This is a genomic window from Candidatus Similichlamydia epinepheli, from assembly GCF_003056015.1.
Window position 1 is genome coordinate 1 of the sequence record NZ_PPEU01000021.1, and the last position, 12,817, is coordinate 12,817.

13 protein-coding genes are annotated in these 12,817 nt (G+C 39.3%); 4 read left to right on the plus strand and 9 right to left on the minus strand.

The window, feature by feature from the left end; genetic code table 11:
- Positions 1–124: 124 nt before the first annotated feature.
- The gene (locus tag GCCT14_RS02100; RefSeq protein WP_108624031.1) at positions 125–343 is read left to right on the plus strand and encodes a hypothetical protein; all 219 of its coding nucleotides are present in this window, start codon (positions 125–127) and stop codon (positions 341–343) included.
- 66 nt (positions 344–409) lie between these two features.
- Here the strand turns inward: GCCT14_RS02100 and GCCT14_RS02105 are convergent, their stop codons facing one another.
- From GCCT14_RS02105 to GCCT14_RS02130, 6 genes are all read right to left on the minus strand, one after another.
- The gene (locus tag GCCT14_RS02105; protein ID WP_157952485.1) at positions 410–895 is read right to left on the minus strand and encodes a hypothetical protein; all 486 of its coding nucleotides are present in this window, start codon (positions 893–895) and stop codon (positions 410–412) included.
- Positions 896–1,039: 144 nt separating this feature from the next.
- Positions 1,040–1,579 (minus strand): hypothetical protein, encoded by a 540-nt coding sequence (locus tag GCCT14_RS02110; protein WP_157952486.1) that lies wholly within the window; start codon positions 1,577–1,579, stop codon positions 1,040–1,042.
- A 41-nt stretch (positions 1,580–1,620) separates the two neighbouring features.
- On the minus strand, positions 1,621–2,139 hold the full coding sequence (locus GCCT14_RS02115) for a hypothetical protein (RefSeq protein WP_157952487.1): 519 nt from the start codon (positions 2,137–2,139) through the stop codon (positions 1,621–1,623).
- Between the two features lie 257 nt (positions 2,140–2,396).
- The gene (locus GCCT14_RS02120) at positions 2,397–3,236 is read right to left on the minus strand and encodes a hypothetical protein (protein ID WP_108624035.1); all 840 of its coding nucleotides are present in this window, start codon (positions 3,234–3,236) and stop codon (positions 2,397–2,399) included.
- Positions 3,237–3,333: 97 nt separating this feature from the next.
- Positions 3,334–4,092: a G-protein coupled receptor family protein gene (locus tag GCCT14_RS02125; RefSeq protein WP_108624036.1), complete on the minus strand. Its 759-nt coding sequence runs from the start codon at positions 4,090–4,092 to the stop codon at positions 3,334–3,336.
- Between the two features lie 276 nt (positions 4,093–4,368).
- A complete protein-coding gene (locus tag GCCT14_RS02130; RefSeq protein ID WP_157952488.1) occupies positions 4,369–5,466 on the minus strand; it encodes a hypothetical protein in 1,098 nt (365 codons plus the stop codon).
- Positions 5,467–5,957: 491 nt separating this feature from the next.
- Here GCCT14_RS02130 and GCCT14_RS02135 point away from each other — a divergent pair, with 491 nt between their 5' ends.
- On the plus strand, positions 5,958–6,692 hold the full coding sequence (locus tag GCCT14_RS02135; protein ID WP_108624038.1) for a hypothetical protein: 735 nt from the start codon (positions 5,958–5,960) through the stop codon (positions 6,690–6,692).
- A 182-nt stretch (positions 6,693–6,874) separates the two neighbouring features.
- On the opposite strand, the gene GCCT14_RS02140 is transcribed toward GCCT14_RS02135, so the two are convergent.
- From GCCT14_RS02140 to GCCT14_RS02150, 3 genes are all read right to left on the minus strand, one after another.
- Entirely contained in the window at positions 6,875–7,330 is a 456-nt protein-coding gene (locus GCCT14_RS02140) for a hypothetical protein (protein WP_108624039.1), read from the minus strand.
- A 75-nt stretch (positions 7,331–7,405) separates the two neighbouring features.
- Positions 7,406–8,587 (minus strand): hypothetical protein, encoded by a 1,182-nt coding sequence (locus GCCT14_RS02145; RefSeq protein WP_108624040.1) that lies wholly within the window; start codon positions 8,585–8,587, stop codon positions 7,406–7,408.
- A 105-nt stretch (positions 8,588–8,692) separates the two neighbouring features.
- The gene (locus tag GCCT14_RS02150) at positions 8,693–9,937 is read right to left on the minus strand and encodes a CCA tRNA nucleotidyltransferase (RefSeq protein ID WP_108624041.1); all 1,245 of its coding nucleotides are present in this window, start codon (positions 9,935–9,937) and stop codon (positions 8,693–8,695) included.
- Between the two features lie 124 nt (positions 9,938–10,061).
- On the opposite strand from GCCT14_RS02150, the gene mutL reads away from it, so the two are divergent.
- Both mutL and GCCT14_RS02160 read left to right on the plus strand, forming a co-directional pair.
- The gene (gene mutL / locus GCCT14_RS02155) at positions 10,062–11,804 is read left to right on the plus strand and encodes a DNA mismatch repair endonuclease MutL (protein ID WP_192875477.1); all 1,743 of its coding nucleotides are present in this window, start codon (positions 10,062–10,064) and stop codon (positions 11,802–11,804) included.
- Between the two features lie 14 nt (positions 11,805–11,818).
- Positions 11,819–12,817, plus strand: a 999-nt coding sequence (locus GCCT14_RS02160) for a M24 family metallopeptidase (RefSeq protein WP_108624043.1), incomplete at its 3' end; no start/stop codon positions are given.

Genomic DNA, 12,817 nt, shown 5'->3' on the forward strand with positions numbered 1-12,817 from the left:
ACTAATAATGTCATAGTGATGTTAAACGCAGCAAAGAAAAGAACAAAAGAGAAGTGGAATGAAAACAGTGTTTTGAACAGGAGCTGTAGAGAAAGGAGAGACTACTGCTTCTCCTCTAAGGAGCATGAAGGGTGTTGAGAAAGCTGGTATAAAAGTTGCAAAAATCAAAATCACCACTAAGCAAATTTGCAAGATTCTGTCTGTGCTCAATCTAGAAAGCCGATTGCGCACACGTGCTAAGAAGCCATTAGGGTCCCCACCATTTGGAGGCGGACTGGGCGGAGGAGTGTTGACACACCTCCAAATTGCGCGTCCATGGTACACGAGTTCAGTTTTGAATTGAATCCAACGTGGGTATTATAATCTAACGATTAGCTTTTACAAAACGGTTCTGTGTTATTAGTTTTGTTTATTCAATAGACATTCTTGTATCGCTAAGACTTGAGCCATTACTCCAACCTTCGTTATCGGGACCTCTTCTTGATGAAGGGTTTCGTTTTGGGAAAGCCACGTCATCTGAGTCTGTCATGAATATCATAAAGAAAAATGATAAGGCGAATGCCAAAAGTGTTGCTACAACACCGACAATTCCGTTTCCTAGATCACGAGGATGCATTATACAATGGAACCACAAGTAAACCAGAAGTAGTGCGCCTGTTAGCAATATAGTTAAACAAACAAATGCTGGTATTGTAGAACTTGATTCTATAGTTCTCTGCGATCTCAATCTAACGTTAAGAATACCAGTACAAGAAAGTAAAAAAGAACACAAATTTGAAAAAACTAACGCCCAGCACATTCGTGGTATGCCTCTCAAGGACAAAAAGTTCATATCAACTGTTGAACTGTCTAAAGCATACATAGCGGGAGAAAATGCGTTCGCAATAAGAGACAAAAATGCAATGCAGACCCCTATTATTATCAGGATCATGAGCCTTAAGCCATTTTTCTAGATGCCATAGTGTGCTTGATGCCCATTTATACGTTCCTTGATAGTTTTACGAATGGATTTTACACAGAACTATCTTGTATTTCCAGTTTACGGTTGATCTGTAGGCGGTTGTTGATCATCTCTTCCATCCCATTCCATGTTTAACCCTGTTGCAACAGTTGTATAAAGCCATGCTAGCACTCCCAGGATTAGGGCTGCGACAGCAGAAGATGAAATAGCTTCTTCATCTATGTCTCGTAACAAAATGCCTATGAGCACTACTAAAGAGACGATAAATGCAGTTCCAACTAATGTTGTAGGGAAATTTCTGGTGCGGATTATTCTAGCTGCCCTAATTACAAAAAATATACTTATTAGTATGGAGAAGCATGAAAGTATAGTCAGTAATACCATTACAAATGGAACTGATGTTGTACTTGTAATAACTCTTGCTTGATTGTTTACGGAATAGATTGAAGGTGCAAATGCATTTACAAGCAGCCCGAAGATAAAAAGCGCAATGCCCACGATGAGAAGTACTAAAAACCAGAAATTAGAAAGAACGGGGGGAGAGTGTCTATTTGTGGGATCGTTTCTGCCAGGAGGTGGAGTAGAACTTCCACTGCTAGTCAGTTCTGTAGAGGACATACATTTTTATTTAATTGTATTTCTTGGGTCAATTTATAATTTTAGTTGCTGTCATCTGGGCGGTTTGAGAGGAAAATAAACGATAAGATCAAGTAGCAGCAAGTGATTATACCTAAACAAAAGATAGATACATTCAATGCAGATAATCCTCCCGCAGACATATCAATACCGAAAGTGCCTGTGAAACAGATGGAAAGAGTTATAAGTATGAGTGAAAAAATTGTAAGAAGAGCATCGCATCTAGGTAGTGCCTCAGAGGCACATAAGCGGAGGAAAATACCAAGCAATGAGGAAAATGCAGATAGTATGCTAACTCTAGCTGCTTGATAAGGGATGGGAAGTAGTGGTGTAATGCTTAAAGTAGTGTCTTGAAAAAATGATAAACTAGGAGCGAAAGACGCAGCAAGCACGCTTAGTACCAGAAGGCAAACCCCAATTAACAGTGCGATATTTCTTCGCATAATTCTTTGTTCTGATGGTGATCGAGAATTTCTATTACTTGGTGGGCGGTTAGGCGGTGGAGGACCGCATCCTAATGAATCCATAGGCCTTGCATACAAAATTCTTCAATTTCTGGAACAGATTAATAACAGGAAGATTGGAGCATGGATTACGTAAAGCTTTGCGAGATCACAGAACTTAACACTATTTGTTTGTCGAACTTCTGCTAAGACCATCATTCAGTGAGTCTTAGCAGAAATTGTAGCATTGCAATTTTGTTAGTATCATTCAAAAGGTTCAGTAATCAAGTGAACAAGAAAAAAGAAATTCTATGTTCCCTAGTTGCAAAATATCCATTTTGAGGATAAGTAAGTGGTTAATCTAGCTCTTCTTCGCTCTCACTATTGTCGCCTTCTCCACTGCCATCATTAGTTCCTTGTTGTGGTGGCTGTCCATTTCCAGAAACGGTTACCTGAACTCTTGTTTCGGCCCCTTCTTGTTGTGCTGAAGCAGCAGTTAACGCAGCTAGGTATCGAGTAAACTGACCTCTTGTCACCAGTCTAGATAAGTTACGCAATGCTGATTCTACTCTTGCTTGTGCATCATGAGGTCCTGGTCTCATTCGTCTATAGACTGAAGTGGCAACAAGTATCATGAGGGCAAGGAATGCTAAGAAAAATGTACCAAACGACCCGTTATCTAAGCTCAAACCTATGTTTTGTACGAATCCCCACATCATTCCAAGAGTTATAACAATCAATGACGCCATTAACATAATGAACTGAAAAGAAGTCCCACTTGATGTCCAAGAGGTAGCACCTCTTCTTCCGATGTTGTTGGCTGATACAAAGCAGTCAAGTGATGTGAATAAAATTAATCCAATCCATAACATTAATCCTCCTAGACAGCTCAGGCTATCTGATGATTGAGCACTATTTCCGGTCGGCGTGCAGTTTTGGTACCATCTTATTGCATTGGGCGTGCTGTATGCTGCTGAGAAAAGGCCAAGAAAAAGCACTGCGAAAAACATAATTCTCATTAAACATCTTATGAAGCAACCTTCTTGAGGTGTAGAGACAGATAAAGAGTAACCAGGCGGAGGCCAGCCACCTGGTCCACGTCTTCCACCACCACCTCCCGGAGGTCTCCTCCCACTTCCTCCTGTGGAGCTCATCGGACCGATTGTTACGCTTGCTGTTATGTCACCAGTGGTCATAATTTCCTTATAGAAACGAAGCCCAATTTATATTCTTTGCTGCTATCTTTGATAAAATAAGTATTAAGGACTAGTTTTTGTGCCCTTTTATGTTTGTCTAGGACTCATTTTCTGAATCTGATTCTTGATCGGGTCTAGTAAAATTTGTTCCAGAAGAGGAAAATAATAAAGGACGATGTGATGGAGGGTCAGGGGTGTGAATATGCCCTCCTGGAATACTTGGGGCTTGGATTGCAGTTAATGGGGTTGACCCATGTTCAGTTGTAGTTTGGCTTGGTTCAGGTTCTGCAATATGTGCATAACAAACTGCTATTATGAAGAATAATATCGACATAAGCGCGATTAAAAGAGAAGGAAAAATTTGAAGATTCAAATCATTAGAAAAAGAAAAGAAAACTAGGGCAGCGAAAGAGATCAACAAAATAATTACTACTGAAAGCATGGATCGTTCTACTTGATCACCTCTCATGGTTCCTATTCTACCTACATAGCTAGCAGCTAATGCATTGTTAAACATAGTCATGATTATTAGTGCGAACCAGGACATAAGCATGGTAGAGCAATGCAATATAGTCTCTCGTCCTGTTGTTACAGTTGTCGACCTTGACGGTTGTAAACAGTTGCGCTCTGTTACAATCATTTGAGAAAATTGCACAGATAGTGAGAACAGAATCCAAATCACAATGCAAACAACACTTCTGATTCTGAATAGAAGAGTACGTCGTAACGATCGTTGCCTTCCTGAGGCTCTTGATCGAGAGTTCTCGTCCCGATACGGAGGAGAATTGTTGTCGTGACCATCATCTTGACTTGAGGGAGGCGTTCCATCTCCCGACCCCAATCTTCCGATTGGCATTGCAGTTCCTGTTGATTTTCAGTTCTGATATTTTTAGGCGAGATAGGATCTACAATTTTAGTTTATTTTGATACGTAATTCGCTCCGAACGCAATTCGGAGATGCTTTCCATAAAACAATTCCATGTGAAAACGATTTAAACATGGACATCGATAATAATTGCTAATTATTTGTGGTGCCTGAGACTTATTAATTGCAGTTCTTAACCATTTGTGAAAACACACCTCATTCGGGAAGCATTTTTCTATTTTTACATAGAGAATGCAATTATAAATTCTAGAGAATAAACTCCTCTTCCGAATCTGATTCATTATCCTGAGAGGAAGTGAGGGAGGCGGAAGCGATCGATGAGGATGCCATTGCAGTTTCTTGGATTAAGGAGTTGCTTCTTGTACTATTTTCAGTATGTTCGTGACTGTCCCAAAACATATCGTTATCTACACTTAATTCATTTGATTCTGTCATACCAGGCCCTATCCATGGTCTTCTTCGTGGGTCTGATGTGTTTTCGTTACGTGGAGCGATGGACGCTAAAGGATCTTCAGTGACTTCTAAAACATATGATGCTGGAATACTTGCCCTTCTTCGTGGTGTATAGTGAACCTCGACTGTACTAGACCTAGGTGCTACTTCTTCTCTGCAGGAATTCGCGGAAAAAAATATAAGTAATACTAGGCAAAAAGCTGCGCAAATGATGAAGGCAAAATTTCCTGCTGTGCCGTAGTCAGGTACCGAACAGATCATAGCAGCTGCACAGGCCAAAGTAAGACCAAACAGTATAGTTAAAGTAGTAGTCACGCATGATCTTGGGAATCTTCTTAAAGTTTCACTCATTCCAATAGCTCCAGTTGCTCCAGAGCCAATAATGGAAGCTAAAGTAGACCAACACGTTGCTTGGGAGGCAGATGCTCCATTTCCCGTACATAAATTCATTTGCGTTGCAATGGCCCAGATACATGTTATGCATAGTCCAACGCAAAGTGCTGCTCTTAACCACCAATTCCTCTGTGAACTGGGAGTTGAAGGCCTGGCTATTCTAGCACGACGAATTCTACCTACCTGTGATTGCCTTTGGGAGCGGAATTGAAATGTTTCTCTGACAAAAGAAACTATAGAAGACTCAGAAGCTATTGAAGATCTGGCCCTAGTTTCATTAGTCTGGGTTATTGAAATAGCAGTATCTCTAGACCTCTGTAATGCAGAAGAAGTGGAAGGCTCTGCTATTTCTTCCATTGAGGCAGAAGATGTAGATGCTCTAGTTCGTGTTGTTCTTGGACTAGGTGGAGGGCTACTATTACCAGATCGTCGTTGTCCAGTAGGAGAAGATGGTGGTGAAGTCATTGGTTCGATGTTTGTGAGGGTATAAGAAGGCATAGAACTGGTCTAACGAAGAAAGCCGACCAGATAGTCTAGAAATAGTGCGCCCGATGATGCCCTACGGAAGGCATGCACTGTTGACGCATCCATTAGATGAATTATAAATTTTACTTGATTTAAGTAGGGCTTTCCGTTCGCATAAAGCCGCTTTGTGGTGATACTAAACTGGCTAACTAGAAGCAGTTATATTGATATTTGTGAAATTAGCTGAACGTATTGCAAATCTATTGATGACATGTATACGGGCCTATTTGTTGGAAAAGAAAGCATCTCAAATGGGAGATCGTGTTAATAGTAACGGCAACTTGTGCGTTCCAAGTAGATGGATACACGATGTTCTTTTTCATCGAGATTGTTAAAGTTTTTTTTGATATAAATAGTTTGTAAAGACTAGATAGTCTCTTTTTCTTGTTTATACAGATTGTACGATCTTATTCTTCAAATAAAGTCTCTCTTCCTCTCCTTGCTATTCGCCTCACTTCCTCTCAATGTCTATATCTCTTTCTTTTGCCGCACCTCCTCCGCCCCCTGGAGGTGGAGGCCCCCCTCCTAATCGTCCTTTCGACAGAATTTCACGATCAAATCGAGGTATTTGCCCAAGAGTTAGGAAAGTTTTAGAATTGGTATTCTTTGGCATTTGCATTATTACACACTTAGTATTGGCATCTGCCAGTATTTCTCAGATTTTGCCTGGTCATAATGGTGTGAGTCACTCAGATTGGGCGTTTTTTGGAATGTCAATATCTTTTTCTCTGATTTGTGCATCAGTGCTATTTTATCGTTCTAGTCGTTTATCTTCATTATTTCTAAAGGTCGTTGCTGTAATTATTTTTTTCGCTACTTTGTTTGTTCTTATGGCCTGTATGTATTTGCCTAATAGGGATCCTGGTGGATATTTGCAGTCTATAATTGCGATTGCTTATTTTATTATTATTTTGATTTTTGGAGCAGGATACCGTTACTTCTTTCCAAGCGCAGATGGCGACAACATTTCTTTGCACTCAATTATCTCTTCAGATTCTGAGATGCCTAATACAGATCCGTCAGCAATTCAACCTGTTAGAGATGTGGATCAGAATTCCCTCCCTGCTTATGCAGATATTATAGCTGAATTTGTGGCTAGAGAACTCCCTCCTCATTATGATGATCTTACAACCGTAGATTCACAGAATGGCTCTCCTCCAAGTACACCACCGCCTGATTATTGGGACGAATTAGATTAGGGCTGGAATTGTGTTCCGACATTTATACTCAGTCTCAGTTTAGGAACTGTTTTTTCTTTGTTTAAATATGCTTAAGCAAATTGCCCATCATAACAATGTAAATGCGATTTCTTTTGAAAAATATAAACAACAAAAAAAGCCACAAATGTGGCTTTTAACTATTTGGAAGGTAGATATTAAAATTACTTTGGAACTGAGTCGTATTCAGTTTGTAATTTTCTCATGAATTCAGAGTGAGCGCCTTTAAGTTGTTTCATCGCTTCTATTTGTTGCTCATGGACTCTTCTTAGTGCATTTTGATGTTGAGAATAAAGATATGAGGCACTTGAAGGATTTCGTGTAAATATGCTTTCTAAAGCTTGAGCATGTGTGTGTTGGAATTTTTCTAAAATTTGTTCACTTGTTACTGTAAAATCTGTCAAAAGTGTCTGGTGCTGTTTTTCCAGATGTTGGAATAGTTCAGCAGGGTTCACTTGTGCAGAAACTTCTCCCGGTCCGCCAGGAGCCACTACCTCTTCTCTATTTTGAACAGTTTTTGGATCTACGGGTTTGGAAGGCACTGGAGAAGAAGCAGGTTCTCCAGAAGGGCTTTTCGATGTAAATCTTCTAATGAAAGAGAGTGGGTTTGGAATGGTCATAGGATAAAAAAATTATAGTGATAGGGAATAAATAACTTGTTACGAGTGGAAGATAAGAATTAGATTCAAGATAGGTTAGTCTTCATCATCTGAGATATTGAATAATTCTTTGAATAATTCATCGGACATATAATCGCTTTGAGATAATCTTTGTGTTTCATTTTCATCAGTTGGCTCTTCAATTTCTTCGATTCCCATTTGATTAAATTCTTCTTCTGAAATCGAAGGCCCTTGGCCTCTTCTTGGCGTGCCTGGTCTTTCAGATCTTGATCTTGTCGGTTGAGACATGTCATCAGAGACAGCTTGATGCATTTCCACTTGTATTGTTTTTTTTGATTTTGGGCGTGGTATTCGTAAAATTGAAACCTTTGACTCTCTCGGCACATCAACCTTTTCAAGCAGTTCTTTAATAGCAAGTTCTTGCTCTGGAGTAGGAATAGAAGGTTTCTTTTTTTTCTTAAGAAGCAATCTAACGATTTCACCTCTGGCTTGAATGAATCCCTCATCTAATGGGGTGGAGGGCAATTGGGCATGTTTTTGAACAGGGTCGACACTTTCTTTAGTGCACACTTTCATTTTAAAATTAGTTTTTTCACGCTTGCGATTGCCTCTTTCCAGTATCGAGTAGTAGGGCCTCTTCTTTTGTTCCTGAGAGAAGAAGTTATGCATACATTCGCGCATCATATTTTCTCTTTCATCAGAGGTCATATGTTTATATCGTTCTGATGTGGAATTAGCTACAAAATGGTCGACTGTATCTTCATCTAAGAAACGTCTTGTTTTCCATTGGCTTGTTGATGGCCAACTCCAATCCGGCCAAAAATTATCCCAATCGTATAGATGCGGTAAAGAAATTGCATCTTTTTTGGTCTTGGGATCTTCTTCTTCCAATTCATGAAATAAAAGTGCAATTAGAAAAAATATGATAGAAAAAAAGATAATCATTGCCTTTAGAAGGATATGATTTGCAATAAAGGGAATGCTGATTGCTGTCATAAGCAAACAAGCAATCCCCAAAAGGGCAATTCTTTGAATCTCTTGTTCGTAAGGGCTGATCTTGTTCAGGGCATTGCCTAAAAAAGAAAACCTCGATCTAAGAATATCTATTGATGCATGTGATTCTTTAGCAATCTGGTGCAATAGCCAAATTGAAAGGCAGGCATAACCAACAGGGGACAAAATTTCAGGAAAAAATTCGCACGCAAAACGACGAAATATTCGAGATGCATATCTAAAAGGAGCGGCAACTGGTGTCATCAGGCATTTGGGTAATGGTAAGTTCCACCCTAGAGAAAGGAGAGAGTAAATATTTACTATATATTAACATATTTTCATTTCTTATGGGACCGATTTGTCTATCGGCTAGCATATAAAGTTGTTTATCCATCCTTTTTTGTGTAGAAGATTGAGGATTTTATCTTCCTCTAGGTAATTCTCTTCGATTGCTAAGTCTGTGGCCTTTTCCAATAATTCACCAATTAAGGGTCCTTGGATTCCCAGTTTCTGTAGAGACTCTCCGGAAATTAAATATCTGCAAGTTTGCAGTTTTTTTATGAATATCTCTTTAGAAATAGCGATTTTATTTAATATTTCGACTTGTTCCTTTTGAAGGAAGATTTTCAGCTCTTCATAAAAGGGCGACGCAACTAATCTACACCATGTAGATATTTGTGAAAGATCCGGATCCTTTTTTAAGGCTTGTCCAAAGCGACCTGCAAACGCAAGAGCCTGTTTTTCATACTTAGATAAACAAAGGTTTTCAGCGCTTTTTTGAATCATATCTGATGTAAGAATGCCTGTTTCTTTGCTAAGAATTTTCCAACATATAGGCCAAAAGGAAAATGGGCTTTTTGCTTCTGCGAGATCGAATTTAATAGGGGGATCGACGCAACCTTGAAAAATTTTTTCTAATAATTGAGTTTGAACAAGCAATGAAAAGGCTTCCTCTGCTAGAGGCTGTGAACAAATTTTAGTAAGCTCATCGTGGATGCGTTCTTTAGAAACCGATTGGACAGTATGTGATAGTTTTGTGATAGCTTGATATGTTTCGTCTCCAATTTTGAATTGTAATTTGCAAGCTAAACGAATAGCTCGAATCAATCTTAGACGGTCTTCATTGAATCTTATGAGAGGGTCTCCAATAGTTCTTAGGATTCTTTTTTTCAGATCATCTGATCCATTTACGTAGTCAAACACAGTTTGGCTAAGAGGGCAGTAAAAAAGGCCGTTTATTGTGAAATCTCTTCTTTGGGCATCCTCACATGCAGAAGCTGGTCGTATAGATGTAGGTCTTCTTCCGTCTAGGTAAAGACCATCACTACGAAATGAAGAAACTTCAATTGAATGCCCTTGTTCAATAACTCTTACGGATTCGAACTGCATTCCAGTTCGAACAGTCTTTTCGAACAAAGAACAGACAAGTTCAGCAGGAGCTGAAGTTGCCAAATCAATGTCTTCCGGATTCCTTCCAAGTAGCCAATCACGAACACAACCTCCTGCCATATATGTTGTGTGACCATGCTGACTTAATTGTTTTACAATTTGAACAGCCATTAAGTATGGCTCTACTTCCGTTTCACTAGAGTTGAGTTTAAGTGGATATTCCATTGCTTCTCCATCAAGACAGGCCCATTTTAATGGAAGAATATATGAACGAAAAATGCAAAGAAAAACATGAACATTGATGAGGCATGTTACAATTCTTTATTGCATTTTGGTGGAGGTTGATTTCGTGAAGATAAAGATTCTTCGTGAAGAAGTTGCTATGTGCATAGCTGCAGGTGAAGTTGTTGAATCGCCCGCTTGCGTTGTAAAGGAGTTAATTGAAAACAGTTTAGACGCACGATCTCAGTCAATTCATTTGGAAATTTGTGGTGGAGGATTTGACCTTGTTCGCGTAACAGATGACGGGATAGGGTTATCAGAAGAAGAAGCATTTTTATGTATTCAGAGACACGCGACTTCTAAGCTTAGCTGCGTTAAAGACCTCGACACAATTTTGAGTTTTGGATTTAGAGGAGAAGCACTTGCTGCTATTTCAGCTGTCTCTTATTTAGATTTAGCTTCTAGTGATGGACATCAAACAACGAAGATAGAGGTGGAAGGGGGCAAGGTTGTCTCTCATTCAGCTTTTTCAAGAGACAGAGGTACAACTATATCAGTTCGAAATTTATTTTATAATGTGCCTGCTAGAAAACGATTTCAAAAATCTGTGCGACGGACAAATACGATTATCTTACGCGTTTTTTCTGAACTTGCATTAGCTCATCCGGAATGTCAGTTTTCCCTCATTAAAGATGGGGAAATAGTTTTCGATCTTCCGGCCACTTCTTTTGATAATTGTGACGCGTACATTGATCGAATTGACAGGTTATTAGGTAAGGAATTTGCTCTTTCTCTTATTCGATTTGAGGCAGAGAGTCCAATCGGAAAATTATTTGGCTGGCTTACACGTCCCGATTTCTCATTCTCTTATCGCACTTCTCAATATTTTTTCTTGAATAATAGGTCTGTTTTTAGTCCTATTTTGAGCAAATCTATTTCTGAAGCATATAACTATTTACTTCCACAAGGACGTGTAGCCGGATGTATACTTTTTTTGAATATGGACGGACGCTTAGTTGATGTAAACGTTCATCCAAGGAAGAGAGAAGTTCGTTTTCAGGATGAAAAATCTGTAATGAGATTTGTTCAAGATGCAATCGTAAATAGATTCTCTTTAGGGCAGGATCATATAGAAATACAAAAAGAAATTGCTAATACACGGATCAACTCGGAAAGAGAAGAATTGAAGCCCCCTGTCTGGAATTTCTTAGAAAAAAAGACAGTTGACGAGGAAGAGTCTCAGTCTTTTCATCATGAAGAACTGCCTTTTTGTCCTTCAACAAAGCAGAAAGAAGATCCTGATAATTTAGATTGGTCAAGAGCATTTTTGGCTCCATTAAAAACATATGCGTTACTAGACGCAAATGTTTGTAGAGAGGCTTTTCCTAATCTTTTTAACGATGATGAGTGGGTCCTAGTTGATTGTTTACAGGCTCTTTTCCTATTGGGGCAAAGAGGTTGCCACATAAATGATTCAAGTTCGCAAATTTTATCTATTCCAATTGAACGCTCATTCGTTTTTACTTCCATCGATCTTGTAGAGGAAATATTAACGAACTTGACTGGACTTGGGATAGCATTTGTTCGTTCTGGACCATGTGAGTTTGCAATTCATGAAATTCCTTGCTCATGGAGTAGGGAGGATGCAGAAGAGTTTTTAGGAGAGCTTGCAAAGAATCCTTCAGCTGATTATCTATCATGGTCTTTCTTAACTAAGCATCTGCCTTCTAGAAAAAGAATACGCCTACACTCTCACATAATGAGAGAAACTATAGACAAATTGTTCCTATGTATTAATGAGTGGAAGGAATTATTGCTTTGTTTTGCTAGTTGGTCGCCTTCAAAGTTTTTTCGTCGTTACGATTTGTGAGATAGTAATAGTATATGTCTTCCTTTTGTAAGTTTCTTTCATTCCTGTCTGGGACTCCTTACGATATTTTCATTGTTACAAGGAAGGATGTTCTTGCATTTTTTCAAGGGAAACCTTCTTTGCATGATGAATTTTGGTTCAGTCGTTCAGATTGGATAGCTTTCGTGAACTCGATGGGATATCCGACTGCAATTTTGGATTTTCCTGACAACACATTCGTAAATTATGAACAAATTAAAAGCTGGCTTGTTGACCAGGCTAAGGGCTCCACTATTCGCATTGGATTTGAGGCAACGACTCCATACAACCAAGTTTCAAAATGGAAGAAAGCTTTAGATGGCATTCCAATTCAATGGGAAGCTGACGAATCGTTGTGTGATTCGTTTCGAATACAAAAAAGTGGCCATGAAATGAAACTTCTGCGTCGTGCATCAGATCTTGCTTGTGCTGGGTTTTGGTACGCTATTCAATACTTGAGACCTGGAGTTACAGAAGAGCAAGTTGCGTCAAAAATGATAACGTTTTGGATGGAACAAGAGCCCTCGGCAAAGCCTTCATTCGATGTTATGGTCTTGTTCGGTGAAAATGGCAGTTCACCACACAGAGAATCTGGTGTAAGGCGTCTGCGTGAGGGAGATGTCGTTCTCATGGATTTTGGTGTGAAGTTAGACGGTTTCTGTTCTGATATGACTCGTACATTTTCATTTGGTGAGCCTTTAGATGAAGATTTTTTGAATGTATGGAGAATAGTTTTAGAAGCGAAAAGTGCCGCTACTGCTCTTTTTTCGAAACGTGTTTCTGCTGCTTCCTTTGAAAAGAAAGCTAGAGAGGTTATTAGTGACGCCGGTTACGGAAAGCAATTTATTCACTCATTAGGACATGGACTGGGAGTTCTGGTACACGAGATGCCTCGTTTCAATAAAGAAGAGCCTTTACCAATCGATTCATGCGTAACTGTTGAACCAGGAATCTATTTGCCGGGTAGATTTGGTGTAAGATTGGAGGACTCTTTC

What these genes read in the sequence shown, in the direction of transcription:
- GCCT14_RS02100 (WP_108624031.1), top strand. Translation starts at nt 125, where the DNA reads ATGAAGGGTGTTGAGAAAGCTGGTATAAAAGTTGCAAAAATCAAAATC.
- GCCT14_RS02110 (WP_157952486.1), bottom strand. Translation starts at nt 1,579, where the DNA reads ATGTCCTCTACAGAACTGACTAGCAGTGGAAGTTCTACTCCACCTCCT.
- GCCT14_RS02120 (WP_108624035.1), bottom strand. Translation starts at nt 3,236, where the DNA reads ATGACCACTGGTGACATAACAGCAAGCGTAACAATCGGTCCGATGAGC.
- GCCT14_RS02125 (WP_108624036.1), bottom strand. Translation starts at nt 4,092, where the DNA reads ATGCCAATCGGAAGATTGGGGTCGGGAGATGGAACGCCTCCCTCAAGT.
- GCCT14_RS02130 (WP_157952488.1), bottom strand. Translation starts at nt 5,466, where the DNA reads ATGCCTTCTTATACCCTCACAAACATCGAACCAATGACTTCACCACCA.
- GCCT14_RS02135 (WP_108624038.1), top strand. Translation starts at nt 5,958, where the DNA reads ATGTCTATATCTCTTTCTTTTGCCGCACCTCCTCCGCCCCCTGGAGGT.
- GCCT14_RS02140 (WP_108624039.1), bottom strand. Translation starts at nt 7,330, where the DNA reads ATGACCATTCCAAACCCACTCTCTTTCATTAGAAGATTTACATCGAAA.
- GCCT14_RS02145 (WP_108624040.1), bottom strand. Translation starts at nt 8,587, where the DNA reads ATGACACCAGTTGCCGCTCCTTTTAGATATGCATCTCGAATATTTCGT.
- GCCT14_RS02150 (WP_108624041.1), bottom strand. Translation starts at nt 9,937, where the DNA reads ATGGAATATCCACTTAAACTCAACTCTAGTGAAACGGAAGTAGAGCCA.